Source organism: Blastococcus sp. SYSU DS0539 (genome assembly GCF_054050855.1).
Map to the genome: position 1 here is coordinate 18,421 of NZ_JBJHAF010000005.1, position 26,279 is coordinate 44,699.

Here is a 26,279-nt window from a genome sequence, read left to right on the forward strand (position 1 = left end):
CGCGCTGTGGGGGCCTCGCGGCTAGCGTGCCCGTCGTGACCGTCCCGACCGATCCCCGCGGCGCGTGGGATCTCCCCGCCCCCGGCGCCCTGCCGCGCACCGCCGAGCCGGAGCCGCTGGTCACCCGGGTCCTGGCGCCCAACCCCTCGCCGATGACCCTCGACGGCACCAACACCTACGTGGTCGGCGCACCGGGCAGCGGGCAGGCGGTGGTGGTCGACCCCGGTCCCGACGACCCGGCGCACCTGGCGGCCGTGGAGGCCGCGCTGGCCGCCCGCGCCGCGCGCTGCGTCGCCGTCCTGGTCACCCACCACCACGGCGACCACGCCGACGCCGCCAGGCCGTGGGGTGCCCGCTTCGGAGCCCCCGTCGCCGCCGCCACCGAGGCCGTCACCGGCCCGGGCGGGCGGCTGCTCGGTGCGGGGGAGCGGCTGCGCCTGGCCGGGACCACGATCGGCGTCGTCGCCACCCCCGGCCACACGTCCGACCACCTCGCCTTCCGGCTCGAGTCCGGCGCGGTGCTCGTCGGCGACCACGTGCTCGGCCGCGGCACCTCGGTGGTCACCCACCCGGAGGGCGACGTCGTCGCGTACCTGGAGTCGCTCCGGCGCGTGCACGACCTCGGCCCCAGCGCCCTCTACTGCGGCCACGGCCCCGAGCTGACCGAGGACCCCGGCGCCGTCCTCGACTACTACCTGGCCCACCGGGCGTACCGGGAGCAGCAGCTGGTGGACGCGCTGGCCGCCGGTGCGCGGAGCGTGGACGAGCTGGTGGCCACCGTCTACGCGGAGGTGCCCCGGGCGGTGTGGCCCGCCGCGGCGCAGTCCACCCGGGCCACGCTGGCCAAGCTCGCCGCCGAGGGGCGGGTCGAGCTGGCCGGTGACGGCGGGGTGCGGCCGGCATGAGCGACGTCGCCGTCGTCACCGCGGCCGGGAGCGAGCGCGACCAGCGGCGGGCCGCGGCGTCCTTGGCCACGGCCGGCCTGCGCGAGGGCGACCGGCTGCTGCTCTCCGCCGCCGCCTCGCCGGCGCTGCTCGCCGTCGTGCTCGGGGCGCTGCGCACCGGCATCGTGCCCGTCGTCCTGGACCCCGGCCTGCCCGCGGAGGAGCGGGCGGCCCTGGCCGCGGACGCCGACGCCGCGCTCGACGCCGGGACCGACCCGGCCCACCTGCTCGGCGACGAAGAGGCCGCGCTGGCACCGGTGCCGCTGGCCCGCCCGATGCACTACACGTCGGGCACCACCGGCCGGCGCAAGGGCGTGTGGTCCGGCGTCCTCGCCGACGACGACGCGCGGGCCCTGGCCGGCGAGGAGATCGAGCTGTGGGGCTTCGGCCCGAAGGACCGGCACGTCGTCCTCTCCCCGCTGCACCACAGCGCGCCGCTGCGGTTCGCCGTCCACACGCTGCTGGCCGGCGGCGAGGTGCTGCTGCCCGGCCCCTTCGACGCCGCCCGCGCCGCGCGGGTGCTGTCCGGCCTCCGGCCGACGACTGCGTTCTGCGTGCCCACGCACCTGCAGCGGCTGCTCGCCCGCGACGACGTCGACTGGTCGTCGTTCCGCCGCCTGGTGCACGCGGGTGCGCCCTGCCCCGAACCGCTCAAGCGCGCGGCGCTCGCCGCCCTGCCGGCGGGCAGCGTGTGGGAGTTCTACGGCTCCACGGAGGCCCAGTTCACCGTCTGCCCGCCCGAGGACTGGCTGGCCCACCCCGGCAGCGTCGGGCGGGCGCGCCCCGGCCGGCGGCTGGCGACCGACGAGCGCGGCCAGCTCTGGTGCACCGTGCCGCGCTGGGCCCGGTTCGAGTACTGGCGGGCGCCGGAGAAGACGGCGGCGGCGTGGCGGGGGGACCGGGTCACCGTCGGCGACCTCGGCCGGGTGGACGACGACGGGACCGTCTGGCTGGACGGTCGCCGGGAGGACCTGGTGATCTCCGGTGGGGTGAACGTCTACCCCGCCGAGGTGGAGGCGGTGCTCGACGCCCATCCCGGCGTCGTGGAGAGCGCGGTGTTCGGCGTACCCGACGCCGACTGGGGGCAGCGGGTGGTGGCCGCCTACGTCGGCGCGGCGGGCGCCGACGAGCTGGCCGCCTGGGCCCGGGAGCGGCTGGCCCCCGCGAAGCGCCCGAAGTCGCTGCACCCGCTGGCCGGCCTGCCCCGGACCTCCACGGGAAAGGTGCGCCGGCTGGACCTGCCGGGGGTGCTCGGGCTCGCCGGTGGCTGAGCACTGGGACGTCGTCGTGGTCGGCGGCGGCACCGCGGGCTGCCCGCTGGCCGCCCGGCTGGCCGACGCCGGCCGGACCGTGCTGCTGCTCGAGGCCGGGGCGCACCACCCCGGCCCCGCGGACGCCCCCGAGGAGCTCCGCGACGCCACCACGCTGCGTGCCGCCGTGCCCGGCCACCCCGCCAACTGGGACCTGCCCGGCCTGCTGCCCGGCGGCCGGACCGTTCGCGTGCCGCGCGGCCGGGTCACGGGTGGCTCCAGCGCGGTGAACGCGGGCTACTTCGTGCGCCCGACCCCCGCGGACGCCGCCGGCTGGGCCGCCGCGGGCAACGACCTGTGGTCCTGGGACCGGCTGCTGCCGGTGCTGCGCCGGCTGGAGGCCGACCGCGACTTCGGCGACCGCCCCGGGCACGGTGCCGACGGGCCGGTGCCGGTGACCCGCCCCACCGGGGGACCGCCGCTGGCCGAGGCGTTCGCCGCGGCCGCCGAGGAGCTGGGGGTGCCGGCCGAGCCGGACAAGAACGCTGGGAGCGCTCCCGGCTACGGCCCGCTGCCGCGCAACGTCGTCGACGGGGTGCGGATCAGCACCGCGGAGGCCTACCTGGCACCGCGCCGCGGGCATCCCGGGCTGACCGTCCGCGGCGGAGTCCGCGTGCTCCGGGTCCTGGTCGAGCGGGGGCGTGCGGTGGGGGTGCGGACGACCGCGGGTGACGTCGCCGCCGGCGAGGTCGTGCTCGCCGCCGGGGCCGTCGGGTCGGCCCACCTCCTGCTGCTGTCCGGGATCGGCCCCGCGCCGGCGCTGCGCGCCGCCGGCATCGAGGTGCTCGTCGATGCTCCCGGGGTGGGCCGCGACTGCTCGGACCACCCGCTGGTCTACCTGCCGTTCGCGCCGGTCGACGGGGTGACCGCGGGACCGGGGCGTGCCCCGCTGGACGGCGTCCTGCACCTCACGTCCACCGGGGCGGAGGTGCCGGGCGACCTGGAGGTGCTGCCGTGGCTGGCCCCCTTCGAGCAGGTGATGACCGGTCGCCCGGCGCCGGCGGGCGAGGTCGTCGAGATGGGCGTCGGGCTGCAGCGCACCCTCGGCCTCGGGCGCCTCGTCCTCGCCGACGGCGATCCGTCCGCTCCGCCGGTCGTGGAGTACGGCCACCTGGCCGAGGAGGCCGACCGCCGGCGGATGCGGGAGGGGGTCCGTGCCGCCGCACGGCTGCTGCGCACCCGGGCGCTGGCCGCCGTCGGCCGGCCCGCCGGCGGCCTCACCGAGCCGCTGCTGGCCGATGACGCGGCGCTGGACGCCTGGATCGGGGAGCGGCTGACCACGGCGGTGCACCTCTCGGGCACGGCCCGGATGGGGCCGGAGGGCGATCCGGGCGCGGTGGTCGACCAGCGGTTGCGGGTGCGCGGCGTCGACCGGCTGCGGGTGGCCGACACCTCGGTGCTCCCGCGGGTGCCGAGCCGGGGGCCGGCGGCCACCGCGGTGCTCGTCGGGGAGCGGGCCGCGGAGTTGATGGCCGGCCGGTGAGGCCGCCGCAGGCGGCCGGACGGTCCCGGCGGCGCGCTGTCGCAGCCGCCGGGACCCCGGGTCCAGGGATCAGCGGATGGCGGGGATCTCGCTGGTCGTGGTGGAGGTGAGGGGCGACCACGCGTCGGGGTGCGGGCGACCGGCGTCGGCGACCCAGCCCGGCGAGCGAGGGGCGGTCTGCGCGCCGCGGGTGGCCGGGCGTCCGCTCAGGCTCACGATCACCGCCAGCAGCACGAGCAGGCCGACCAGCACACCACCGATGACCAGGAGCGTCGAGAGCATGCACTCAACGTAAGCGTTCGGACCGTTCCGTGTCACCAGGCAGATGTAGCCGAAGATCAGCGTCGACACACGCACAGTTCGCCGCACGGACGTCGGCCGTTCCCGTGCGTACGGTCAGCATTCGCCAGACGGTCGACCGCCGCACGCAGCCCCTCCGGTGGCTGCTGCATCCCCCGCACCTCGCGGCGGGTAGGGCAGCGGCCGGTCCGAGGAGCGGAGGGTGTCGTGCGCGATCTGGTGGATGCCGCCGGGCGACTGGTGGCGGTGCCCCTCGGTGCCGTGGCGCGGTGGCGCCGGGGCCGGGCGATACATCCCCGGGGGGCCGTACTGGACGCCGTCCTGGAGCGGCACGGCGCGAGCCCGCCCTTCGGCGTCCCGTGGCTCGACGCGGTGCGCTCCGACCGGGTCGTCGTCCGCCTGTCCCGCGGCGCCGGCCTGCCGGCGCCCTTGCCCGACCTGCTCGGCCTGGCCATCCGCATCCCCGGCGAGGACGGGCCTCCGGTGGACCTGCTGCTGTCGACGAGCGGGAGCGGGCCGCTGACCCGGCGGATCCCGGTGCCGAGGTCCGGCGGGGCGGTCACCTACGGCTCGATCATGGCCTACCGGTCGGCCCCCGGGGCGGTGCGCCTGGCCGCCGTACCCGAACGGTCGGGCATCCCGTCCGACCCCGAGCCGGTGGCCGGGGCGGCCGACCGCGGTGCCGTCGTCTTCGCGCTCAGGGCGGCGGTCGGCTCCGGGGAGTGGCGGACCTTCGCCACGCTGCGCGCCACCGGTGCGCGCCGGCCGCTGGACCCGGCGCTCCGGTTCGACGCGGTCCGCCACGCGCCGCCGGGCCTGGCTGCCGACGGGCCGATGGCGCGCTTCCGCGAGCCGGCGTACGCGATGGCCCGGAAGGTCGGTCGGCCACCTGCCCGGTGACGCACCGGCCACGCCGGCTCACCCGATGGAGTTGGTCACGGGTTGGCCCGCAGGACGGTGGGTAGCAGGCTGGAGGACGGGCTCCAGCACCGCGGCCGGTCCCTGGATGTCGAGCCTGACCACCGTGATCGCTCGACCGTACGAGGAGACGTACCCCCGCGTGACGCATGCAGAGCCCCCGCTCCCGGGGCTGCCCGCCCTTCCGGGGCAGGGCGTCCGGGTGGCGTCGATCCCGCACGCCGGCCCCTACGTGGACGCCGTCGTCCCGCCGGGTGCCATCCGTGTCGGGGACGCCACCGAACCCAGCCCGTGGCTGGACGTCGCCCACCTCGCCGCCTCGGCGGGCGAGGTCGACGTCGTGCACCTGCACGCCGGCTACGGGCACCTGGGCACCGCGGAACTCGTGGCGTGGGCCGAGGAGCTGCAGCGGCTCGGCGTGCCGCTGGTCGTCACCGTGCACCAGCTGCGCGACGCCGACGAGGCGACGCCGGGCCGGCACGACGCGCTCCTCGCCGCGGTACTGGCCACGGCGGAGGTGGTCCTGACGCTCACGCCCGGCGCGGCGGACGAGATCGCCGAGCGGTACGGGCGCACCTCGATCGTGGTCGCGCACCCCTCGATCGCGACCCCCGACCCGGATCTCGGAGCCGAGCGCGGCCTCGTGGGCGTGCGCGTGGGGGCGGCGTCGAGCGCCGTTCCCGATCCGGTCGGTCTGGTGCGGGCGGCCCTCTCCGGCGCGGTCTCCGGCGGCGGCCGGCTGCGCGTCCTGGTCGACGAGGTGGCCGCACCGGCCCTGGCCCCGGCGATCGCCGCGCTGGCCGACGACGGGCAGCTCGAGCTGGTCCGCTACCGGGCGGGCGAGTGGGCCGCGGCGCTGCAGCAGCTGCACGTGGCGGTGCTGCCGGAGCGCTGCGGGACGCACTCGCAGGACGTGGAGATCTGCCGGGACGTCGGCACCCGCGTGGTGGCGCCGAGCTGCGGCTGGTTCGCCGACCAGTGGTCGGAGGTCGTGCCCTACGCCAACGACGAGCGCGGTGGCCTCGACCCGGTGTCCCTGACCGCTGCGATCGGTGCGGCCCTGACCCGGCCGATGCCGCGACCGGCCGACCGCAGCTGGCGCGCGCAGCAGCGGGCGGCCGTGCAGGAGGTCCACGCCGAGGTGTACGCGCAGGTGGCGGCGGACCGCAGCTGGGCCTGAGACGACGACGGGCCCGGCGCGATGCCGGGCCCGTTCCGAAAGTGTGGGCAGGGGCGGGGTCGAACCGCCGACCTCTCGCTTTTCAGGCGAGCGCTCGTACCGACTGAGCTACCTGCCCCTCCCGGCGTTCCCGCCGGAGAGCGACCCTGACGGGACTCGAACCCGCGACCTCCGCCGTGACAGGGCGGCGCGCTAACCAACTGCGCTACAGGGCCTTGCTGAATGGTGCTGGTGGTGCGTGCCCCCAACGGGGTTCGAACCCGTGCTACCGCCTTGAAAGGGCGGCGTCCTGGACCGCTAGACGATGGGGGCTCGTGTTCGCCGGGGGCAGCGAGAACAATACATGCCCCTCGCGCCTCCCCTGCGGCGGGGTCCCCGGATGTGAGGCTGTGTTCCGTGCGCACCCGATCCCAGGCGGTCCTCCCCGCCCTCGTGACCTCGCTGATCGCCCTGTCGGGATGCGCCGGCGGCAGCGGAGCTCCCGGCCCGACGACGACGGACAGCGCCGCGGGAACGGCACCCGCCACCTCCACGACCACCGCGACCACGGCGCCGGCGACGGACCCGGGGACGGAGCCGGCGACGGGCGGGGCGCCGTTCGACGCCGACACCGAGCCCGACACCGGGGACGCCTCGTCGGACGCCCGGGTGACGGTCCGCGACGTCCGGGTGGGGACCTCCGACGGCTACGACCGGGTGGTCTTCGAGGTCGCCGGGGCGGGAACGCCCGGCTGGGACGTCCGGTACGTCGACGAGGCGTCCGCCCCCGGCAGCGGTGCCGCGATCGAGGTCGCCGGGGACGCGGTGCTGCAGGTGCAGATCATCGGGGCCGGCTATCCCTACGACACCGGCGTGGAGGAGTACTCCGGGCCCGACCCGCTGACCGCTCCGGACACCGGAGCGGTGACGGAGGTGCTCTTCGAGGCCACGTACGAGGGGGTCACCACGGCGTTCATCGGCACCGGGGACCGCACGCCGTTCCGGGTGCACCTGCTGGAGGACCCGGCCCGGGTGGTCGTCGACGTCCGCCACGCCGGCTGACGTCCGCCGTCAGCCGACGCTGGCGGTCAGCTCCACCGAGTCCGCGGCGACGCTCGTGCAGGAGATCTCCAGCGGCCCGGCGGCGACGCCCTCGCCCTCGCCGCAGGACACGCTGTTCCCGCCGACGGTGAGCGAGGCACGGCCGTCCTGCACGCCGTCGAAGGAGAGCGTGGTGCCGAGGATCTCGGCCTGCGCGCCGTCGCCGGACAGGGTCACGGTGCAGGTCCCCGACGAGCACGAGACGTTCTCGGACGTGAAGGAGCAGCCGGTGAGCACCGCCAGGGAGAGGCCTGCGGCGAGCAGCCCTCCGGCGATCCGGGGAGCGCGGGTCGTCGACGTCATGGGCGAAGCGTAGGGCCCGTCGCTCAGCCGGGCGGGGACGCCGGCGCCACCGCGTCGCCGGCCGGGGCGGGGGCGACGACCGTGCGGTCCCCGGCCGTCGGCCCCGGCGCACCGTCGGACCCCAGCGCCTCGTCGGCCGCCGCCACGATCGTGCGCTGCACGGTCACGTCCGTCTCGCCGAGGCCACCGAGGGTGATCTCGTCGTAAGCCTGCAGCGCCCCGGTGACCGGGTCGAGGTAGAGGATCGTGCAGGTGAGCGGCTCGGGGTACTCGCCCTGCAGGGCACGCAGGCCGGCGCCGCCGGTGGAGCCCTGCACCATGAGCAGGGTCTCCTCGGACAGCTGCTCGACCGCGCGCTCGTGGGTGTGTCCGGCGAGCACCAGGGGGACGACGCCGTCGAGCGGCGGTGCCTGCTTCGGGTCGTGCACCAGGGCGATCGCCGGCTGCTCGGGCAGCGTGCCGGCGTAGTCCGCCAGCTCCTCGCCGGACGCCACCAGCACCTCCTCGCCCGCCTCGTCGTCGCCGGTGCTCTTGTCCGGGGTGAAGCGCGGATCGGGGGCGCCCACGATGCGGATGCCGGCGACGCTGACGCCGGAGTCGTCGAGGACGGTGACGTTCGACTGGGCCGCCAGGATGCTGGCGGTGGCGGCCGAGTCGTGGTTGCCGCGGATGTAGACGTAGGGGACGTCGAGATCGCCGACCGAGGTGATCAGCCGGTTCTCCGGCGCGCTGCCCCAGTCGGTGAGGTCCCCGGTGTCGAGGACCCCGTCCACGTCGAACTTGTCGACGACCTGCCGGACCAGGTCGAAGCCGGCGGGGTTGAGGTGGATGTCGGACACGTGCAGCAGCGCCACCGAGTCACCGGAACCGGTGGGGGTCGGCAGCGCCGACAGCGACGCGTACAGCGTGCCGACGTTGGCCACCAGGTCCTCCAGCGAGGCCCGGTAGGCGTCGAACCGGGCGACGATGTCCTGCGCGTTGCCGATGAGGCTGTTGGCGTTGACCAGCAGGCCGGTGTACGTCGGCTGGGAGAGGGCCTCCGGTCGCCACGTCGCGGCGCCCACGGCCCCCGTGCCGGCCAGGACGGCGGTGGTGACGCCGAGGGCGATCAGCGGCTCCCGGCGCCGCCGCAGCACCGCCCAGGTGGTCACCGCGGCACCGGCCAGCGCCCACAGCACGGTCACCCACACCAGCCGGACGACGGCCGACTGCAGGTTCTCGGTGACCCGGTCGACCACACCGGCCAGTCGGACCGGATCGCTCGCCAGCGCCTGGGCGCGGGCCTGGTCGACGCTCTGCAGGGAGATGTCGAGCCGGAGAGGTCCGTCGTAGACGTCCACCGCCAGCGAGCCGAGCGGGGGCACCGCGACCTCGGCGCCGCCGGAGGCCGGCCGGAAGGCAAGCGTCGCGTCGAACGGGCCGATCGGCGCGGAGACGCGGGCGAACAGCAGGACGGCGATCAGCGCACCACCGAGGGCGAGGGCGACGCGCGCGGCCCAGCGTCCGGCCACCCGGGCGCGGCCCGGCCAGGGGGACGTCGTCTCGGTGGGCTCGCTCACCGCGCACACGCTAGCGGTCGTCCGCGGCCCCCTCGGGTCGGCGCGGCGGGCCGGCTCAGGCGGTGGCCGGCCCGGGGCGGAAGATCCAGCGCAGGGCGAGGAAGCGCATCAGGCCGACGAGGGCGGTGACGGCGGCGACCGTGGCGATCTGCAGCCACGGGAGGGCGCCGTCGGTGACCGCGTCCAGCCAGCCGAGCGCGGAGCTGGTGGCGAGCAGGCCGATCACCGTGACGCCGCCTGCCTCCCACTGGGCGGTGAACCAGTTCACCCGCTCGTCGGCCCGGAAGGTCAGCCGGCGGTGCATCTCGTTGGCCAGCACCGTGGAGGCGGCGGTGGCCACCAGGTGGCCCGCCAGGTAGCCCCGGCTGCGCAGCGCGATGAAGAGGACCGCGTAGACCCCGGTGGTGACGGCGCCGACGAGGACGAACCGGAGGAACTGGGCGGTGGTGTCGTCCTTGCGCAGCCGCGCGGTCAGGTGCGGGGCGGACACCCGGGCCAGCTGCGCCGTCGTCCGTGCGAGATCGCCGACGGCGTCGGCGGCGTGGCCGCGGCGGAGCAGGGACGGGCAGGTCACGGGAGGTCCTTCGGGCAGGCGGCGAAAGCAGAGGTGAGCGAGGTCAAGGGTCCTCTCCGGCATAACCCTTGTCACCACCGAACATGCCGGGTGGACCTGTGACGCACCCGTGTCCTTGCTCACGGTTCCCTGTGGATCACCGGCTGAGAGTGCCGGCCGTGCGGTGCGTCGGGTCGCTGCCATCCGGGTAGGGGCCGCCCATGAGTCTCATGGGGTTCCTGGACCGCATCGCGGACGTGTCGGCGTTCGACAAGGCCATCGAGCCGGCCCGGCGCGCCGTCCAGGGCATGCCGAGCGCGGTCAAGGACGTCCTGCACGGCACGTGGCTGGGCCACCCGCTGCATCCGGTGCTGGTCCAGGTGCCGGTCGGCAGTTGGGTCTCCGCCGGGCTGCTGGACGCGGTGCCGCCCCTGCGACCGGCCGCCACGGTGCTGATCGGCACCGGCGTCGCCGCCGCCGTCCCGGCGGCGCTGTCGGGTGCCGCGGACTGGTCGGAGCAGGGCAGCGGGGTGCGCCGGCTGGGTGCGCTGCACGCGGTGATGAACACCGCCGCGCTGGGGCTGTACGCCGGCTCGCTGGTGGCCCGGGCCCGGGGGCGCGGCACGCTGGGTCGGGTGCTGGCCTACTCGGGGCTGAGCGTCGCCGGGGGGTCGGCGGCGATCGGTGGCCACATGTCCTACGCGCAGTCCTCGGGCGCCTCGCACGCGGCGCCCGCGGTGCGGGCGCTGAGCACCGACTGGATCGACCTGGGCCCGCTCGACGACCTGCCCGAGGGCCGGCCCGCGATGCGCACCGGGAAGGGCAGCAGCATGGCGGTGCCGCTGGCCGTCGTCCGGCGCGGGGCGCGGGTCGACGTCTTCGTCGCGGCCTGCTCGCACCTGTCCGGCCCGCTGGACGAGGGCACGGTCGAGAGCGTGCGGGGCAGCGACTGCCTGGTGTGCCCGTGGCACGGCTCGGCGTTCGACCTGGACAGCGGCGAGCCACGGCGCGGTCCCGCGGCGAACCCGCAGGAGAAGCTCGAGGTCCGCATGGAGGCCGGCCGGGTCAAGGCGCGGGTGCCGGGCCGCCACCGCTGACGTCAGTCGCCCGCGGCCCTACGCTGCGGCGCCATCAGGCGGACGCCGGTCCTGCTCGTGGCGGCGGTGCTGCTCGCCGGGTGCGGCGGGGAACCGATCGTCTCCGGCACCGCGCCGGCGTCCTCGCCGCCCGCCCGGGCCACCGTGCCGCCGGTGCCCGGCATCGCGGCCGAGGCCGTCCGGCTGCGGACCGACGAGGCCGCCGGAGGGCGGGTCCAGGTCCGGGTCACCGCCACGGGGGACGAGCCGTTCACCGTCACCGCGGTGGCCCTGGGCGTGTCGGGCTTCGCACCCCTCCCGCCGTCCCCGGTGACCGCCGCCTTCGTGCAGGGCCGGGTCATCGACCTGCCGGCCCCTACTGGGCGGCGCGGTGCCCGGGCGCCGGGGCGCCGGCTGCCGCCCGTCTCACGGTGCTCCGTCCGGACGGTGCGGTGGAGAACGTGCGCGTGCCGCTCGGCGGGCGGGCGCTGGAGCAGGTGCACGACGAGGAGTGCGTGGCCGTGTCGGTGGCCCAGGTGGTGGACCTCGGGGTGGCGGACCTGCGGGCGGGTGGGGTCGAGCTGGCGGCGGGAGCCAGGACGGTGGACAGCGCGGTGCGGTTCTCCCGTGGCCGCCTGCGAGCCGCACGTGCTGGCCGAGGTCAAGCAGCCCTACGTCGTGCCGCTGGGGGTGCGGATCGGGGACGAGCCGGCGGTGGTCGTGGACCTGCCCGTGAGCGACCGTCTGCGGACCGCGTTGGCCGAGCTGGTGGTCCGGGTGTGCCGGGCCGCAGGCTGAATCGGCCGGGAGAGGAGCCGGCCCGGCTGCCCCGGGGGGAACGGGTCAGCCGGGCCGGGGTCTGGCCGCCGGGCGCCGGAGCGCGAGGCGGACGATGCGGCGGACAGGAGCGCGGTGCCGCGCTCCCGACCGGAACGATGATGACGGTACGTAACTGGCAGGGTCGGCCGCGATCCCCTGAACGGGTGGTCCCCCGGCGCACCGAGGTGACGCGCCGCACACGAGGTGTCGTGGGTACCACGCGGCGGGCACCCCCCGGGGATGTTCTTCCTCTTCTCCAACCGCCTCGGTTGCCTCGGCTCGCTGCTGATCTCGGCGGTGCTGACGCTGATCCTGCTGCTGGTGCTGGGCGTGCTGTGACGACGATGCCCGGACGACCGGTCTGCGTGCAGACCAGCCGCCCGGGCGCGGATGCCGGGGAGTGCGGGAGGCCCTGAGGGGCCACCAGGCGATCAGCCGTTGAGCTCCAGCGTCTGCATGGTCTCGGTGCGGACCTGCTCGAGGAGCGCCGGCTCCTCGTTCAGCGAGTGCCCGTAGGAGGGGATCGCCGTCTGCAGCAGCGGCCGCCAGGCGTCGATGCGCTGCGGGAAGCAGCGCTCCATCAGGGTGAGCATCGCCGAGACGGCGGTCGAGGCGCCCGGGGAGGCGCCGAGCAGGCCGGCGATGCTGCCGTCGCCGCCGACGATCAGCTCGGTACCGAACTGCAGGACGCCCTTGCCGGTCTTCGGGTCCTGCTTGATGACCTGCACCCGCTGCCCGGCGGTGACCATGTCCCAGTCGGCCTTCTCGGCGGTGGGCACGAAGGCTTGCAGCGTGCGGTGCCGGGCCGACCGGGTCTGCAGCAGCTCGCCGATCAGGTACTTGGTCAGCGCCATCTCGGTGCGGGCGACGCCCAGCATCGAGCCCAGGTTGTTGGGTTTGACGCTCTTGGGCAGGTCGAACATCGAGCCGGCCTTGAGGAACTTGGGCGAGAAGCCGGCGTAGGGGCCGAACAGGACCGAGTACTCGCCGTCGATCAGGCGGAGGTCCAGGTGCGGCACGGACATGGGAGGCGCACCCACGGCGGCCTGCCCGTACACCTTGGCCTGGTGGGCGCCCACCAGCTCCGGCGACCGACTGCGCAGGAACATGCCGCTGACCGGGAAGCCGCCGAAGCCGCGGATCTCCGGGATGCCCGCCTTCTGCAGCAGGGGCAGGGCGCCACCGCCGGCGCCCACGAAGACGAAGCGGGCGCGCATGGTCACGCGGTCCCCGGAGACGGTGTCGCGGACGGTGACCTTCCAGCGCCCGTCGCTCTGCTTCTCCAGCGCGTCCACGCGCTGGTTGACGTGCACGTCGACGCCGCGGGTGGAAACGTCGTCGAGCATGAGGCGGGTGAGGGCACCGAAGTTCACGTCGGTACCGGCGGCCGAGCGGGTGGCGGCGACGATCTGCTCGGGATCGCGGCCCCGCATCACCAGCGGCAGCCACTCGGCCAACTCGGTCGGGCTCTCGGTGTACTCCATGCCCTCGAACAGCGGCTGCGCGGCCAGGGCGGCGTGGCGGGCGCGCATGTAGCTGCGGCCCTGCTCGCCGGTGACGAAGCTCAGGTGCGGGACCGGGGAGATGAAGTCCTTGGGCGAGCCGGTCATCCCGCCGCGCACGAGGTGCGACCAGAACTGGCGGGAGACCTGGAACTGCTCGTTGATCGTGATGGCCTTGGCCGGGTCGACCCGGCCGTCGGGGCCCGCAGGGGTGTAGTTGAGCTCGCAGAGGGCGGCGTGCCCGGTGCCGGCGTTGTTCCAGGGGCCCGAGCTCTCGCCGGCGACGACCTTGCCCGACTCGAAGACCGCGATGCTCCACTCGGGGGCGACGACCTTGAGCAGCTGCGCCAGGGTCGCGCTCATGATGCCGCCCCCGACGAGTACGACGTCGGGGTTCGCGCTGTCGGGAACGCTGCGCTCGGAAGTCACGTCTGCCTCTCTGGCTGTGCTCGGCGAGGCGCTGCAGCGCCCTCCATCGATCGTCGGCCGAAATCGGCCGGTACATACGCCGCCGGCGTATGAGGTATGTCACCGTGATTCGCCGGTACGGCCCCTCAAGGTTATGACCGGCACCGACGGGTCCCATGCGCGGGCCGGTGTGTGCACCTTCACCCCGTCGGCGCGCCGTCCTCGGGAGGTCAGGAGCCGTCGCGCCCCCGATACGGCTGCGCGGCGCCGCTCAGCCAGGCGCGCAACTCGGCTGCCTGCTCCTCCAGCCGCCGTCGCTGCCCGGGCAGCGGGGGCGCCTCGGTGGCGACGAGGTGCAGCGTCGGCCCGTCCCGCAGGAGCAGTTCCAGCCGGCGCAGGGAACCGGGCCCGCCCTGGCGCCCCAGCATCACCCGGCCGATGTCGGAGCGCTGGAGGCGGCGGGTCCTCAGCCGGTTGCGCACCTCGATCGAGCCGTCGTCGTGGGCGCGGACCCGGCTCAGCGCCGTCGCGGTGTTGTAGCCGGTGATGGCCACCGCGAACGCCAGGAAGAGGACCAGGACCAGCGGCGGGAATCCGGCGGTGAGCAGGACCACCAGGAGCCCGACGGCGACCACCAGGGAGATGCCCCGGCAGGCTGCGAGGCAGTGCGGGGTGACCGAGGATCACGTCGTGGCGGGCGAGGGGCGCATCGCGACCGGGGTCGCCGGGGCGTGCGTCGACGAGCGCGGTCGGCTGGTCGAGCACCCCCATGATCGACCAGGCCGTCCGCGCGGCGCTCACCGCCGATCTCGCTGCTGTGGGGCGCCTGGTGGAGGAGAGGGACGCGATCCGGATCGACCCCGCGCCAGTGGGTTGGGAGCCGTTGGACGTGGCCCTCCGACACCTGCTCGACGACGGTCGGACGCTGGACGATTGGATCCGCACGGGGCCGCTGGGCCTGTCGGACGTCGTCGATGCGCTCGTCGACGCCGGGGTGTGGCGCCGGCGGAGCCGATGGTTCCGGCGACGGGCCCGGTACGACCCGGGACGGCCGCGGGACCGGTGGGGGCGCACCCCGGAGCGGCGGCTCGTGCACGGGTTCGCGGGGGTGCCGGGGTCCCCGGCGGACGCTGCAGTACTGGCCCTCGCGTGGGCCGCCGGGGTCGGGGACCCGCAGCGATCGGTCGACGAGGTGCTGGACAGGACGCAGGGCATCCGGTGGATGTGCGAGTCGGCGCAGCTCATCAGCACGGAGCGGGCGAGGAACTTGCAGGCGGCGCGGGCGATGCGGCTGGGCGGGACCATCGGCGCACCCGGCTGACCGCGGCCTTCGGCTGAGCTCTCGGCGGTAGCCTTCCCGCGGGCCGCAGGACCACGGGACGTCGCACGTCCAGAGGGTCTGCACCCACCGGGCCTCTAGCTCAACTGGCAGAGCAGCGGACTTTTAATCCGCGGGTTGTGGGTTCGATCCCCACGGGGCCCACGCGGGATGCCCCCTGACCAGGAGATCCGCGGGTCAGGGGTCGCTCATGGGGAAGGCCTGAGGGTCGATCCGCGCGAACCCCTCACGCTGACCCCCGGCAGGACGATCTGGGAGGACGTCGGTTGGAACCGAGGGAGCCTGTCTCCTGGGCGCCGGGCTTGTCGTTGCTGGCCGACACCGGGCCGGCTGCCTGGGTGGAGAGGGCGCTGGCGCCCACCGCCGATGCCCGCAACTGGACCGTGGCCACGATGGTGCCGTCCGGGTTCGCCGCCTACGCCCGTGTGCTCCCCCCTACGTACGACCGGGACGACGAGCACGGCGAGCCGCGGCACAGGTGGTCGGAGATCTCGGCCCACACCGGCGTCCCGCTCACCGCCGAGACGCAGTTCGACGCCCTCGTGGCGGGGTCCGACCGCTGGGGCCGGCCCTCCGACGGCGGTCTGGACGCGCGGGAGACCGAGTCCCTCGCCGAGGTCCTCGCCGGCTTCACCGGGACACCGGAGGATGCCTACTTCTGTCTCTGGGAGGGCTTCGGCGTCGAGGAGACCGACGCCTGGCGGGACCGGCCGATGCGTGTCCGGGTTCCCCACCGGGCCTATCACCTGCTCGCCGGGCCCGTTTCCGCCGCCCCGGTGCTGCCGACGCCGCTGGAGTGGCGGTGCGCGAGCCTGTGGTGGCCGGCCGATCGGGCCTGGCTGGTCGCCACCAACATCGACGGCTACCTGACCTACGTGGGCGGGAGCCGGGCAGCGATCGATGCCGTTGTCACCGCCTCCGCGCTCGACGCCGTGGCGGTGGAGCCCTCGACTCCTGTCGACCCCAGCTACGGCTGACCTCGGCCGGCACTCCACCTCTCAGCGGGGCCGGCGGGCGTTGAGCCGGGCGGCCTGGCGGGTGAGGTGGTCGCGCTCGGCGGCGTCGGTCGCCTTGCGTGCGGCCTCGGCGTACAGCCGTGCCGCGGTGAGCGGGTCGCCGTCACGCTCGTGCAGGTACGCGGCGACGGCGGTGTGCCGCGGCAGCGAGTCGTCCAGCGCGGCGAGCGCCGCCAGACCGGCGCGCGGGCCGTCCGCCTCGCCGACGGCCACCGCCCGGTTGAGCCGGGCGACCGGATTGCCCGTCAGCCGCACGAGCTCGTCGTACCACTCGACGATCTGCACCCAGTCGGTCTCCTCCGCGGTGCGGGCGTCGGCGTGCAGCGCCGCGATGGCCGCTTGCGCCTGGAACTCGCCCAGCCGGTCGCGGGCCAGCGCCGCCTGCAGGATCCCGACGCCCTCGGTGATCGCCCCGGTGTCCCACCGGCTGCGGTCCTGCTCGGCGAGCGGCACCAGGCTGCCGTCGGGCGCGGTCCGGGCGGCGCGCCGGGCGGAGTGCAGCAGCATGAGGGCGAGCAGCCCCGCCACCTCCGGGTGGTCGATCACGGCCGCGAGCTGCCGGGTGAGCCGGATGGCCTCGGCGACGAGGTCGACGTCGCCGGAGTAGCCCTCGTTGAAGACCAGGTACAGGACGCGCAGCACGGTGGCGACGTCGCCGGGCCGGTCGAACCGCACGCCGGAGACGGTGCGCTTGGCCCGGCTGATGCGCTGGGCCATGGTCGGCTCGGGCACCAGGTAGGCGTGCGCGATCTGCCGGGTGGTCAGCCCGCCGACGGCCCGCAGCGTGATCGCGACCGCGGACGACGGCGTCAGCGACGGGTGCGCGCACAGGAAGTACAGCTGCAGCGTGTCGTCCACCGCGGATGCGGGCCGGGGCGCCGGCTCCTCGTCGACGAGCTCCTCGCGCCGGCGCCGGGCGGTGTCGGCCCGGGTCGCGTCGAGGAACCGGCGCCAGGCCACGGTGACCAGCCAGCCCTTCGGGTCCCGCGGCGGGTCGGCCGGCCACGCACGGACCGCCTCGACCAGCGCCTCCTGCACGGCGTCCTCGGCGGCGGCGAAGTCGGCGCCGCGGCGGACGAGGACCCCGAGCACGCCCGGCGTGAGGCTGCGGAGCAGGGCCTCGTCCACCGCGGGGGGTCATTCCGTGACGGTGGGCGGCGCGGTCAGGAACGGGCGCACCTCGAGCCATTCGTGGATCGGCTTCCCGCCCGCCCCCGGGGCGGCCGACAGCTCGCCGGCCAGTTCGACGGCGCGCTCCTGGCTGTCCACGTCGATGACCATCCAGCCGGCGATGAGGTCCTTGGTCTCGGCGAACGGCCCGTCGGTGACCGGCGGCCGGCCCCCGCCGTCGTACCGGACCCACATCCCCTCCGGGGCGAGCGCCTGACCGTCGACGAACTCGCCGCTGCCCTCGATCCGGGCGGCGAAGTCCCGCATGTACTGGACGTGCGCCGAGATCTCCTCCGGCGTCCAGCGGTCCATGGGCACGTCGTTGCTCGCCGTCGGGGCGCCTCGGTAGTGCTTCAGCAGCAGGTACTTGGCCATCGCGATCTCTCCTCGGTGCCGGCGCGACCCTTCGTGGTCACGTCCACCGCGGGGACGGAGCCGGTTCCGGCTTCTCGACATCACCGCCGGATGTTCCACGTGACACGTCGGCGCCGCGCCGGAACTCCCGCCACCTCATGTGTAGCAGGAAATCGCAGTCCTCATGAGCCGGAAAAATCGCTCTATGGTCGCGGGCCTCAGATCGGAGTTGATGGCGTGAACCCCCTGACCACCAGCGCATTCGACCTCCCCGACCACCTCGCTCCCAAGGCCGCTCCGGCCCTGATCGCCGCCGACGAGCAGCACTTCGCGGCCCTCGCCGAGAGCCTCCGGCGCTCGATCGCCGAGCTCTCCGCCCGCCTCGACGCCGAGCGCCGCGCGCCCGGCGGAGAAGGTCAGGCGGCGCTGGACCGGGACCTGGAAATCCACCGGCTCAGCGCCCGGCTGGGCACCCTGCGCCGGTTCGGCCTGGACCTCTGCCTCGGGCGGGTCGTCGGGGCCGACGCCGCACCGGTGTACGTCGGCCGGCTCGGGCTCACCGACAGCACCGGACGCCGGCTGCTGGTCGACTGGCGCTCCCCGGCGGCGGAGCCGTTCTTCGCCGCGACCCACGCGAACCCCATGGGGCTGGTGAGCCGCCGCCGCTACCGCTGGACCCGCGGCCGGATCACCGACTACTGGGACGAGGTGTTCACCCCCGACGGGCTCGAGGGGCACGCCGCGCTGGACGACCAGTCGGCCTCCCTCACCGTCAACTACCGGACGCCGGCGGAGGTCATGGCCGAGGCCGAGCCGGTCATCCGCGCCGCGCTGCCGGACGCGAACGTGCCGACGTCGATCCGCAGCAGCGGCGTGCCCGTCCGCCACGGACCGGTCGCGGACCTGCACCGGATCCTGGACAGCTGGCGCGCCGAGCACGCCGACGGCGTCGCCTGCGTCATCGGCGACCCGACGTTCCGGGGGACCGGCCGGGTCCGGTCGCTGAGCCCGGTGCTGGCGAAGGGGCTGGAGTTCGACCTCGTCGTCCTGACGACCTCAGGCCCCGGGTGAGGCGGCCCGGGTGGTCAGGACCTGGACTGCTCGCCGTGGGCCGGGCAGAGGGCGACCGCATCGCCGGTCGCGGCGAGCAGCCGTTCCGCGGCGGACAGCAGGGCCAGCAGGTCGGGGGAGTGGTTCAGCGACCACATCGACGCCCGGCCCTGGGGGCGGGAGGTGGCGAGACCGCAGTCGCGCAGGCAGGCGAGGTGAGCCGAGACGGTGGACTGGGCGAGGCCCAGGTGTGCGGTCAGGTCGACGACCCTGTGCTCACCCAGGGCGAGGTGCCGGACGATCGCCAGGCGCGCCGGGTCGGACAGGCTGTGGAACAGCGACGCCGCGGGTGACAGCACCGCCGTCTCGACCAGCGGCGGGGATCCCGGGACGGTGACCGCCGGTTCCATCGCCACGCGACGATGCTACCGCGCCGCTCCTCGTCCCCGGCCTTCCTCGCCGCCGTGGGGCGCCCCGACACGCCGGCGCGCCGATGCCGCGCAGGGACGACCGTGCCCCGGAGACGGTATTTCACGCTCAGGAGCGGGCGTCTTGTCGACAGGTCACCGAGCCGTGAGCCGGGTCACCGACCGCCCGGGATGCGCTGCGCAACGAATGGGACACGGGCGCCGTCCGGGGGTGTCCGGAGCGGCCGTCGTGCCCCGTCGCCGGACCTAGCCTTCGGGTCGTCGGCGGCGCTTCCCCAGCCGCGGAGCACGACCTGCGAGGAGTCCTTGTGCACGCCACTGCGGTACCGCCCTACGAGCCGTCCACCTCTGTCCGGGAGGTGCCCGACGGCGAGGCCCTGGCCCTGCTGCTCGACCTGATGGTGGACGAGGAGGTCGCCGTTCCCGCGAGCGCCGGCATGCCGGGGCCGGGGTGGAGCGCCCGTGTCCAGGAGTTGTCGCGCCGGGCGTCGTCCTGGGGCGCGGGCCCGCAGGGAGCATGGCGTGCCTGGTGAGCTGATGGCCGTCGTGGCACCGCTGATCGGCTGCTGCGCGCTGATCGCCGTCGTCGTCGCCCTGGGGGCCAGCTCGACCGCGCGGTACGAGTTCGAGCGCAACGGCGTGCAGCAGCAGCAGCGGGCGGCCGCCCCTGCGCAGCAGCCCGCGCGCACCGGTGCCGTCCGTGCCGCCGACGGGGCGGGCGCCGGGCAGCCGGTCGCGGAGCGGACCGCCGTCGGCCTGGCGACCCACCCGGCCGGCCGTCATCTCACCGACGGGCCGTCGGCCACCGGCTGGTGGCTGGTGGAGGAGCCCGGGGGCATGGCGGTGGCCGGGCCGTTCGGCGACCGGCTGGACGCCGACTGGGCCCTGTTCGCCGCGGACCTGCCCGGCACCGCGGAGGTCGTGCACGGCGCCCGGCGCGCCGACGGGGGCGTGGTCCGGCGGCAGTCGGCCCAGGAACGGGGGTGGCTCGCCGAGCTGGGGCGCCAGCTGGACCACCTGCCCGCGGACTGGGACCCGCTCATGGAGGACGACGAGGACGTCCTGACGACCCTCGCGGTCGACGTCGCCGCGGCGCTGATCGAGGCCGGCCTGCCGCTGCACGACTGCGAGGGCGCTGACCCGGCCGGCGGCGCCGTCGGCGGGGTCTGCCTGACGCCGCACCCGACGGGCGCGGGCGTCCTCGTCGCGTGGCGCCAGCACGACCGGATGAGCCTGCGGCAGGTGCGCGGCGCGGCGATGGACGCGGCGGTGCAGCGGACGATGACCGCCGCCGTCGGGACCCTGCTGCGGCAGCTGGGCTTCGCCGTCGAGGAGTTCGGCTCCACCGGCTGCCACCTGGTCAGCGCCCCTGCCCGCTGAGGGCGTCGTGGACCCGCGGTACCGGAGGGGACGGACGCCGCCGGCCCCGCCCGCTCACGGGTGGCGCGCGGCGTCGTCCAGCCTGGGGGGCACCACGAGGACGGGGCGGCGGCGCAACCGCGCCGGCAGGCGCGGCCCGGTGGGCGGCAGGCCGACGGTTCCCAAGCGGTCGGGACGGGCGGGCGTGGCGATCACTGGTCTCCTCGGTCGGGGTGTGCCCCGAGGGTGGCGGAGGGGTCTGACATTCCGCCGGTGGCCGGCGGTGCGTTCCCTGGGAGGCCGCGCCGCACGGTCCTCTCACACCTGGGGGGAGGGTGGGGTCTCAAGCGCCGTCCCGGGCTGCCGATACGAGATCGTGCGGATCTCCGGGGCAGTGCGGCGTGCACACCGGCGCGGTGCGCCGTTGTGGCGGTACCTGACCGCGCTCGTGCTGCTGCCGCTGGCCGGCGTGGTCGTCCTGGCCGGCGCGCTGGCGCAGGCCCGGGCGGTCGAGGCCGCCGGCGCCGCCCGTGCCGAGGAGGCGGTGCGCACGCTCGCCCTGCTGGATGCGGCACGCAGCGGCGTCGAGCGGGAGATGGTCCCGGTCCTCTCGCTGCACGTCATCGGTGATGCCCGGACCGCCGCCGCGCTGGGTCTGCCGGAGTTCCTGCTGGCCGCCCAGCGCCAGACCGCGATCGACGCGGCGGAGCGGGCGCGGGCGGTCACCGACGAGGCGCTGGCCCGGGTGCCGGCCGGCTCCGTGGGCGCGGCGGCGGCCGCGCAGGCCGTCGAGGATCTGGCGGCCGTCCGGGCGGACGACGCCGCCCACCGGCTGGACATCGAGGCCGTCTACCTGAACTACCTGGACGTCTCCAACGACCTGATGCACGCGCAGGCCTCGGCGGCCGCCGCGGCGACCGCCGAAGGGGTTCCCGAGGCCACGCTGCGGGCCGTCCAGGACGCCCAGACCATCGCCCGGCTGGCGCAGACCGTCGGCCGGCAGATGCCGCTCTTCCTGGGGTCGACGCTCGTCGACGCCGGGAACGGGCTGATCGGCTCGCGCACCGCGTGGCAGACGTCCTGGCTGGACTACGTCGACGCCCAGCGCCAGATGGAGACCCTGTCCTCGGAGCCGCTGCGCCGTGCCTGGGAGGACATCCGCACCTCCGCCGTCGTGGCGCGGGTCGACACGCTCCTGGCCGAGGGGGTGACCGGGGACGCCCCCGGTCTCCCGGTCGCGGAGCTGCTGCCGCTGCTGGTCGAGGGTCAGGAACGCAGCGCTCTGCTCACCGGGCTGGTGCACGCGGCGGTCGACGAGGCGGAGCAGCTCGTCTCCGCCGACCGGGAACGCGCCGGCGACCGGCTGCAGATGATCCTGGTGGTCGGGGCGGCCCTGCTGGCCGGCTCCGGGCTCGGGGCGTACTTCCTCGGCCGCAGCGTCGCGCGGGCGCTCCGCCTGCTGGCCGGTCAGGCCACGAAGATCAGCGAGGGCTGCCTCGTCGAGGTGGAGGTGGCGGGGCCGCGCGAGGTGCGCACCGTGTCCTCCGCCCTCGGGTCCGCGGTCGCCGGCCTGCGCCGGATCCAGGCGCAGGCGCAGGCCGTGGCCCGCGGGGACCTCGACGACGCGCTCCTCGACCAGCCGCTGCCCGGCCCGCTGGGCGAGGTGGTGCACGCGTCGGTGCAGCAGATCGTGCACTCGGTGCGCCAGCGGGAGGAGCTCCAGTTCGCCCTCGCGCACGAGGCGACCCACGATCCGCTCACCGCGCTGCCCAACCGCGCGCAGGCGCTCACCCTCGTCACCTCCGCGCTGCACCGCGGCCGGCGGTCCGGCGAGATGACCGGGCTCCTCTTCATCGACCTCGACGGCTTCAAGACCGTCAACGACGGCCACGGCCACGCGGCGGGCGACGAGGTGCTGCGCCAGGTCTCCCGGCGGCTGCGCGCCGCCGTCCGGCCGGGCGACGTCGTCTGCCGACTGGGGGGCGACGAGTTCGTCGTGCTCGTGGAGCCGGTGCGCGAGGAGCGCGACCTGCTGGAGCTCGCCGACCGGCTGATCGCCTCGATCAGCGAACCCATTGCCACGGGGACGGTCGAGGTGCGCGTCGGCGCCAGCGTCGGCGTGGCGGTCAGCCGGGACGGCGGCACGGACGCCGACGTGCTGTTCGCCGAGGCCGACACCGCGGCGTACCGGGCCAAGGCCCACGGTCGCGGGCGGGCGGAGATCTTCGACGAGGCCCTCCGGCAGCAGCTGCACGAGCGCGCCGAGCTGGAGGCGGCCATCTCGCACGCCCTGGCGACCGGCGAGATGCTGCTGCACTACCAGCCGGTCGTCGACGTGGTCTCGGGCCGGGTCGCCGGCCTCGAGGCGCTCGTCCGGTGGCAGCGGCCGGGCGCCGGCCTGGTCCCGCCCGACCGGTTCGTCCCGGTGGCGGAGAACTCCCGCCTCATCAGCGACATCGACCGGTGGGTGCTGCAGGAGGCGACCCGCCAGCTGGCCGCGTGGCGGGCCGCGTGGCGGGCCGCGTCCCCGGCCGCGCCGGGGGAGTCGGAGCCGACGGTGGCGGTCAACATCTCGGGCCGGCACCTGGCCAACCCCCGCGTGGTCACCGACGTCGCCGACGCGCTGCTCGCCTCGGGGCTGCCGCCCCACCTGCTCGTCCTCGAGGTCACCGAGACGGTCCTCGTGGACGACCCGGTGGCCTACGACCACCTGACCGAGCTGCGGGACATGGGCGTGGGGATCGCCATCGACGACTTCGGCACCGGCTACACCTCCATCGGGCAGCTCCGGGACATGCCCGTGGACACGCTCAAGATCGACCGGAGCTTCGTAGCGTCCACCGAGCCGTCCCACCGCGAGCTGGTGGCCCTGATGATCCGCGCGGCGCACACCTTCGGGCTGACCGTCGTCGCCGAGGGCGTCGAGGAGCCCGCGCAGCTCGCCCGCCTCCGGGCGCAGGCCTGCGACCGGGCCCAGGGCTACCTGCTCCACCGCCCGATGCCGGCTGCGGAAGCCGGTGCGCTGCTGCTGCGCCAGCAGGCACACTTCCCGGCGTGATCGACCCGGACGGTGCGGGGGCGACGATTCCGTCGACCGGGCAGGACAGCGTCCTGGCGCCCGGCGAGACCTGCTGGCGGATCGAGCGAGCGGACCGGTACGCGGTGTTCGTCGACGCCGCCGACTACTTCGCCGCCCTCAAGCAGGCGGTCCTGCACGCGCGACGCCGGGTGCTGTTCCTCGGCTGGGACTTCGAACCCCGGATCCGGCTGGATCCGCGCACGCCCGGCCGGGCGCGGGACGACCGGCTCGGCCGGGTGCTCGAGGCGGCCGTCCGGGCAACCCCCGACCTGGAGATCGGCGTCCTGCAGTGGGGGATGGGCATGCTGGAGTCGCTGCGGCGCGGCGTGCTCCCGGTGCCGCTGCTCCGCCGTGCGACGCACGAGCGGCTCCGGTTCGCCGTCGACCACCACCATCCGCTGGGCGCCGCGCACCACCAGAAGATCGTCGTGGTCGACGACTGCTTCGCCTTCGCCGGCGGGATCGACGTCACGGCCGACCGGTGGGACACCTCGGACCACGCCGACTGGCACCGGCACCGGCACCGGCACCGGCCGACGTCGCGGCGCCCGACCGGCCCGTGGCACGACGTCACGAGCCTGGTCTCCGGCCCCGCCGCCCGGGCCCTGGGGGAGCTGGCCCGCGAGCGGTGGGAGAGCGGCACCGGCCGGCGGCTGGAGCCGGTCGAGGAGGTCGGACCGTGCTGGCCCGACGGCGTGGAGCCGCTGTTGACCGACGTCGACGTCGCGATCTCGCGCACCCGCCGCCTGCTCGGCGAGCACCTGGGGGTCGAGCCCGCCGCCGTGGCCGCCGCGGTCGAGGCCTCCGGGGGGTCGCTGGTGCGGGCGGTGGAGAGCCTGCGCACCCCGGACGGCCGGACGCTGCGGCCGTTCGAGGCGCCGGCGCAGCACGTGGTCGACCGCGCACTGGCCGCGACCGAGCTGCTGGACGCCGAGCGCACCCCCGACCGCTGGAGCTGGATCCGGCGCACCTTCACCCCCCGCCGGAGCGGCCCCGCGCGCTGAACGGCGGCCCCGGTCACCCTGCCGAGGGCGGCCGGGTATGCCACCATCCGCCCGGTGGACGAGGACAGCGGACGCAGTGAGCAGGACAGTGGCGGCCTGAAGCGCCGGGTCTTCTACGGATCGGTCGCCGGCGTCCTCGCCGTCGCGCTCTGGGCGGTGCTGACCCCGACCGCTGCCGCCGGCACCATCGGCTCGCTGGTGGGCTGGACGTCGGAGTGGTTCGGCTGGTTCTACATCGCCTTCGCCACGGCCGTGCTCGTCTTCGTGCTGGCCATCGCGTTCTCCCGGTACGGGCGGGTGAAGCTCGGTCCCGAGCACTCCGCCCCGCAGTACAGCACCTTCGCCTGGGCGTCGATGCTGTTCGCCGCCGGGATCGGCACCGACCTGATGTTCTTCGCCGTCGCCGAACCGGTGACCCAGTACCTGGCGCCGCCGGTGGGCGAGGCCGAGACGGTCGACGCCGCCCGCGAGGCCACGGTCTGGACGCTGTTCCACTACGGCCTCAACGGCTGGGGCATGTACGCCCTGATGGGGATGGCGCTGGCCTACTTCGCCTACCGGATGAACATGCCGCTGGCCGTCCGCTCGGTGCTCTACCCGGTGTTCGGCCGGCGCGTGCACGGCGCGCTGGGCGACGGGGTGGACGTCGCGGCCGTGCTGGGCACGATCTTCGGCGTCGCCACCTCGCTGGGCATCGGCGTCGTGCAGCTGAACTACGGGTTGTCGGTGCTCTTCGGCATCCCCGAGGGCCGCGCCGCGCAGCTCGGGCTGATCGCGCTCGCGGTGACCGTGGCGACGGTCTCAGCCGTCAGCGGGGTGGACCGGGGGATCAAGCGGCTCTCCCAGCTGAACGTCGTGCTCGCGCTGGGCCTGGCCGGATTCATCCTCGTCACCGGCAACACCGCCTTCCTGCTCAACGGCCTGGTGCTCAACGTCGGCGACTTCGTGAGCAGCTTCCCCGGCCGGACCATGGAGACCTTCGCCTACGACCGGCCGGACGAGTGGCTGAACGGCTGGACGCTGTTCTTCTGGGCGTGGTGGATCGCCTGGGCCTCGTTCGTCGGGCTGTTCCTCGCCCGCATCTCGCGGGGACGCACCATCCGCCAGTTCGTCGCCGGGACGCTGCTCCTGCCGTTCAGCTACATCCTGATGTGGGTGTCGATCTTCGGGAACAGCGCCATCGACCGGATCCGGCAGGGGGACGCCGCGTTCGGGCAGACGGCGATGAACACCCCCGAGCGGGGCTTCTACACGCTGCTGGCCGAGTACCCGGCCTTCCCGTTCATCGCCTCGATCGCCACGTTCGTCGGGCTGCTCTTCTACGTGACCTCCGCCGACTCCGGCGCCCTGGTGATGGCCAACCTGTCGTCCCGGCTGAAGCGGCCGCAGGACGACGCGGCCGCCGGGGTCCGGATCGTCTGGGCGGTCGTCACCGGTGTGCTCACCGCGGCGATGCTCGTCGTCGGCGGTGTGCCCGCGCTCCAGAACGCGACCATCATCATGGGGCTGCCGTTCGGCTTCGTCATGGTGCTGGTGATGGTGGGGCTGTACCGGGCGCTGCGGAACGAGGCCGACCGGGCCACCGTCCGGCACGGGGTGCTGCCCTCGCGCCGTCCCGCCGCCCGGCGCCGGGACCGGTTGCGCCGCCGCCGCCGGCCGGTGCCCACCGGCCGGGAGCGGGTCGCGCAGTACCTCACCGAGACGGCCCGGCCGGCCCTGGGCGAGGCGGCGGCCGAGCTCCGGGCGCGCGACCTGACGGCCGAGACGCGCTGGTTCGTGGACGACCACGGCGGACGCTCGGTGGAACTGACGGCGGAGGTGGACGGCGAGCCGCCCTTCCGCTACCGGATCCAGGCCGGCCCTTCGCCCCGCCGGCCGGCCGACGGGGCGGACACGCGGCTCGACGTGCACCTCGGCCCCGAGGACCGGGGGCCCGTCGCCGGCTACGACGTCATGAACTACACGCACGCCCAGCTGATCGACGACGTCCTGCAGAAGTACGAGGAGCACCTCGCGGCCCGGTCGCGCTCGGTCTGAGCTCCCGG

The 26,279-nt window shown here is 75.4% G+C and carries 25 protein-coding genes and 4 tRNA genes; 17 read left to right on the forward strand and 12 right to left on the reverse strand.

Annotated elements, in window-relative coordinates; genetic code table 11:
- Positions 1–35 precede the first annotated feature (35 nt).
- From ACI790_RS07770 to mftG, 3 genes are read left to right on the forward strand one after another with little or no spacing between them, the layout of a single operon-like run.
- Positions 36–905: an MBL fold metallo-hydrolase gene (locus ACI790_RS07770; RefSeq protein WP_456569219.1), complete on the forward strand. Its 870-nt coding sequence runs from the start codon at positions 36–38 to the stop codon at positions 903–905.
- On the forward strand, positions 902–2,215 hold the full coding sequence (locus ACI790_RS07775) for a class I adenylate-forming enzyme family protein (RefSeq protein WP_456569220.1): 1,314 nt from the start codon (positions 902–904) through the stop codon (positions 2,213–2,215). Before ACI790_RS07770 ends, ACI790_RS07775 begins: the two co-directional genes overlap by 4 nt.
- Complete coding sequence (gene mftG / locus ACI790_RS07780) at positions 2,208–3,737, forward strand: mycofactocin dehydrogenase MftG (RefSeq protein ID WP_456569221.1); 1,530 nt, start codon at positions 2,208–2,210, stop codon at positions 3,735–3,737. The genes ACI790_RS07775 and mftG overlap by 8 nt, the downstream gene beginning before the upstream one ends.
- 69 nt (positions 3,738–3,806) lie before the next feature.
- Here mftG and ACI790_RS07785 read toward each other — a convergent pair whose 3' ends face one another.
- The gene (locus ACI790_RS07785) at positions 3,807–4,019 is read right to left on the reverse strand and encodes a hypothetical protein (RefSeq protein ID WP_456569222.1); all 213 of its coding nucleotides are present in this window, start codon (positions 4,017–4,019) and stop codon (positions 3,807–3,809) included.
- Between the two features lie 225 nt (positions 4,020–4,244).
- On the opposite strand from ACI790_RS07785, the gene ACI790_RS07790 reads away from it, so the two are divergent.
- Both ACI790_RS07790 and ACI790_RS07795 read left to right on the forward strand, forming a co-directional pair.
- Positions 4,245–4,937: a phosphodiesterase gene (locus ACI790_RS07790; RefSeq protein ID WP_456569223.1), complete on the forward strand. Its 693-nt coding sequence runs from the start codon at positions 4,245–4,247 to the stop codon at positions 4,935–4,937.
- A 124-nt stretch (positions 4,938–5,061) separates the two neighbouring features.
- Positions 5,062–6,135: a glycosyltransferase gene (locus tag ACI790_RS07795; protein WP_456569224.1), complete on the forward strand. Its 1,074-nt coding sequence runs from the start codon at positions 5,062–5,064 to the stop codon at positions 6,133–6,135.
- Between the two features lie 44 nt (positions 6,136–6,179).
- Here the strand turns inward: ACI790_RS07795 and ACI790_RS07800 are convergent.
- From ACI790_RS07800 to ACI790_RS07810, 3 genes are all read right to left on the reverse strand, one after another.
- Positions 6,180–6,253, reverse strand: a tRNA-Phe gene (locus ACI790_RS07800).
- A 23-nt stretch (positions 6,254–6,276) separates the two neighbouring features.
- Positions 6,277–6,350: transfer RNA gene (locus ACI790_RS07805), tRNA-Asp, on the reverse strand.
- Between the two features lie 24 nt (positions 6,351–6,374).
- Positions 6,375–6,447, reverse strand: a tRNA-Glu gene (locus ACI790_RS07810).
- Between the two features lie 84 nt (positions 6,448–6,531).
- Between ACI790_RS07810 and ACI790_RS07815 the strand changes: the two genes are divergently transcribed.
- A complete protein-coding gene (locus ACI790_RS07815; protein WP_456569225.1) occupies positions 6,532–7,176 on the forward strand; it encodes an AMIN-like domain-containing (lipo)protein in 645 nt (214 codons plus the stop codon).
- A 9-nt stretch (positions 7,177–7,185) separates the two neighbouring features.
- On the opposite strand, the gene ACI790_RS07820 is transcribed toward ACI790_RS07815, so the two are convergent.
- The 3 genes from ACI790_RS07820 to ACI790_RS07830 are packed head-to-tail and all read right to left on the reverse strand — an operon-like array spanning position 7,186 to position 9,651.
- A complete protein-coding gene (locus ACI790_RS07820; RefSeq protein WP_456569226.1) occupies positions 7,186–7,518 on the reverse strand; it encodes a hypothetical protein in 333 nt (110 codons plus the stop codon).
- A gap of 23 nt (positions 7,519–7,541) precedes the next feature.
- Positions 7,542–9,077 (reverse strand): metallophosphoesterase family protein, encoded by a 1,536-nt coding sequence (locus tag ACI790_RS07825; RefSeq protein WP_456569227.1) that lies wholly within the window; start codon positions 9,075–9,077, stop codon positions 7,542–7,544.
- Between the two features lie 55 nt (positions 9,078–9,132).
- Positions 9,133–9,651 carry a GtrA family protein gene (locus ACI790_RS07830; RefSeq protein ID WP_456569228.1) on the reverse strand — a complete coding sequence of 173 codons (519 nt, stop codon included), beginning with the start codon at positions 9,649–9,651 and terminating at the stop codon, positions 9,133–9,135.
- 200 nt (positions 9,652–9,851) lie between these two features.
- Here ACI790_RS07830 and ACI790_RS07835 point away from each other — a divergent pair, with 200 nt between their 5' ends.
- Together ACI790_RS07835 and ACI790_RS07840 are read left to right on the forward strand one after the other, a co-directional pair.
- A complete protein-coding gene (locus ACI790_RS07835) occupies positions 9,852–10,727 on the forward strand; it encodes a Rieske 2Fe-2S domain-containing protein (RefSeq protein WP_456569229.1) in 876 nt (291 codons plus the stop codon).
- Between the two features lie 606 nt (positions 10,728–11,333).
- A complete protein-coding gene (locus tag ACI790_RS07840; RefSeq protein ID WP_456569230.1) occupies positions 11,334–11,504 on the forward strand; it encodes a hypothetical protein in 171 nt (56 codons plus the stop codon).
- A 452-nt stretch (positions 11,505–11,956) separates the two neighbouring features.
- Here ACI790_RS07840 and mqo read toward each other — a convergent pair whose 3' ends face one another.
- Together mqo and ACI790_RS07850 are read right to left on the reverse strand one after the other, a co-directional pair.
- Positions 11,957–13,456, reverse strand: coding sequence for a malate dehydrogenase (quinone) (mqo, locus tag ACI790_RS07845; protein ID WP_456569231.1), 1,500 nt, complete (start codon positions 13,454–13,456; stop codon positions 11,957–11,959).
- 209 nt (positions 13,457–13,665) lie between these two features.
- Positions 13,666–14,070 (reverse strand): PH domain-containing protein, encoded by a 405-nt coding sequence (locus ACI790_RS07850; RefSeq protein ID WP_456569232.1) that lies wholly within the window; start codon positions 14,068–14,070, stop codon positions 13,666–13,668.
- A 134-nt stretch (positions 14,071–14,204) separates the two neighbouring features.
- On the opposite strand from ACI790_RS07850, the gene ACI790_RS07855 reads away from it, so the two are divergent.
- From ACI790_RS07855 to ACI790_RS07865, 3 genes are all read left to right on the forward strand, one after another.
- A complete protein-coding gene (locus ACI790_RS07855; RefSeq protein WP_456569233.1) occupies positions 14,205–14,756 on the forward strand; it encodes a GPP34 family phosphoprotein in 552 nt (183 codons plus the stop codon).
- A gap of 89 nt (positions 14,757–14,845) precedes the next feature.
- Positions 14,846–14,918: transfer RNA gene (locus tag ACI790_RS07860), tRNA-Lys, on the forward strand.
- 122 nt (positions 14,919–15,040) lie between these two features.
- Positions 15,041–15,751 carry a hypothetical protein gene (locus ACI790_RS07865; protein ID WP_456569234.1) on the forward strand — a complete coding sequence of 237 codons (711 nt, stop codon included), beginning with the start codon at positions 15,041–15,043 and terminating at the stop codon, positions 15,749–15,751.
- A 21-nt stretch (positions 15,752–15,772) separates the two neighbouring features.
- Here ACI790_RS07865 and ACI790_RS07870 read toward each other — a convergent pair whose 3' ends face one another.
- Positions 15,773–16,918, reverse strand: a complete 1,146-nt coding sequence (locus ACI790_RS07870; protein WP_456569235.1) for an RNA polymerase sigma factor — start codon at positions 16,916–16,918, stop codon at positions 15,773–15,775.
- Positions 16,919–16,927: 9 nt separating this feature from the next.
- A complete protein-coding gene (locus ACI790_RS07875) occupies positions 16,928–17,335 on the reverse strand; it encodes a YciI family protein (protein ID WP_456569236.1) in 408 nt (135 codons plus the stop codon).
- A 216-nt stretch (positions 17,336–17,551) separates the two neighbouring features.
- On the opposite strand from ACI790_RS07875, the gene ACI790_RS07880 reads away from it, so the two are divergent.
- Positions 17,552–18,385 (forward strand): hypothetical protein, encoded by an 834-nt coding sequence (locus ACI790_RS07880; protein ID WP_456569237.1) that lies wholly within the window; start codon positions 17,552–17,554, stop codon positions 18,383–18,385.
- Between the two features lie 14 nt (positions 18,386–18,399).
- Here the strand turns inward: ACI790_RS07880 and ACI790_RS07885 are convergent, their stop codons facing one another.
- Positions 18,400–18,774 (reverse strand): ArsR/SmtB family transcription factor, encoded by a 375-nt coding sequence (locus ACI790_RS07885; protein WP_456569468.1) that lies wholly within the window; start codon positions 18,772–18,774, stop codon positions 18,400–18,402.
- A 326-nt stretch (positions 18,775–19,100) separates the two neighbouring features.
- Between ACI790_RS07885 and ACI790_RS07890 the strand changes: the two genes are divergently transcribed.
- The 5 genes from ACI790_RS07890 to betT all read left to right on the forward strand — a co-directional run bounded on the left by ACI790_RS07890 (position 19,101) and on the right by betT (position 26,271).
- On the forward strand, positions 19,101–19,325 hold the full coding sequence (locus tag ACI790_RS07890; protein ID WP_456569238.1) for a hypothetical protein: 225 nt from the start codon (positions 19,101–19,103) through the stop codon (positions 19,323–19,325).
- Positions 19,315–20,172, forward strand: coding sequence for a hypothetical protein (locus ACI790_RS07895; RefSeq protein ID WP_456569239.1), 858 nt, complete (start codon positions 19,315–19,317; stop codon positions 20,170–20,172). Before ACI790_RS07890 ends, ACI790_RS07895 begins: the two co-directional genes overlap by 11 nt.
- 403 nt (positions 20,173–20,575) lie before the next feature.
- Positions 20,576–23,209 (forward strand): putative bifunctional diguanylate cyclase/phosphodiesterase, encoded by a 2,634-nt coding sequence (locus ACI790_RS07900; RefSeq protein WP_456569240.1) that lies wholly within the window; start codon positions 20,576–20,578, stop codon positions 23,207–23,209.
- Positions 23,206–24,234, forward strand: coding sequence for a hypothetical protein (locus tag ACI790_RS07905; protein WP_456569241.1), 1,029 nt, complete (start codon positions 23,206–23,208; stop codon positions 24,232–24,234). The genes ACI790_RS07900 and ACI790_RS07905 overlap by 4 nt, the downstream gene beginning before the upstream one ends.
- Positions 24,235–24,288: 54 nt before the next feature.
- Positions 24,289–26,271 carry a choline BCCT transporter BetT gene (gene betT / locus ACI790_RS07910; RefSeq protein WP_456569242.1) on the forward strand — a complete coding sequence of 661 codons (1,983 nt, stop codon included), beginning with the start codon at positions 24,289–24,291 and terminating at the stop codon, positions 26,269–26,271.
- Positions 26,272–26,279 lie beyond the last annotated feature (8 nt).

What these genes read in the sequence shown, in the direction of transcription:
- ACI790_RS07775 (WP_456569220.1), top strand. Translation starts at nt 902, where the DNA reads ATGAGCGACGTCGCCGTCGTCACCGCGGCCGGGAGCGAGCGCGACCAG.
- ACI790_RS07835 (WP_456569229.1), top strand. Translation starts at nt 9,852, where the DNA reads ATGAGTCTCATGGGGTTCCTGGACCGCATCGCGGACGTGTCGGCGTTC.
- ACI790_RS07820 (WP_456569226.1), bottom strand. Translation starts at nt 7,518, where the DNA reads ATGACGTCGACGACCCGCGCTCCCCGGATCGCCGGAGGGCTGCTCGCC.
- ACI790_RS07855 (WP_456569233.1), top strand. Translation starts at nt 14,205, where the DNA reads ATGATCGACCAGGCCGTCCGCGCGGCGCTCACCGCCGATCTCGCTGCT.
- ACI790_RS07785 (WP_456569222.1), bottom strand. Translation starts at nt 4,019, where the DNA reads ATGCTCTCGACGCTCCTGGTCATCGGTGGTGTGCTGGTCGGCCTGCTC.
- ACI790_RS07875 (WP_456569236.1), bottom strand. Translation starts at nt 17,335, where the DNA reads ATGGCCAAGTACCTGCTGCTGAAGCACTACCGAGGCGCCCCGACGGCG.
- ACI790_RS07885 (WP_456569468.1), bottom strand. Translation starts at nt 18,774, where the DNA reads ATGGAACCGGCGGTCACCGTCCCGGGATCCCCGCCGCTGGTCGAGACG.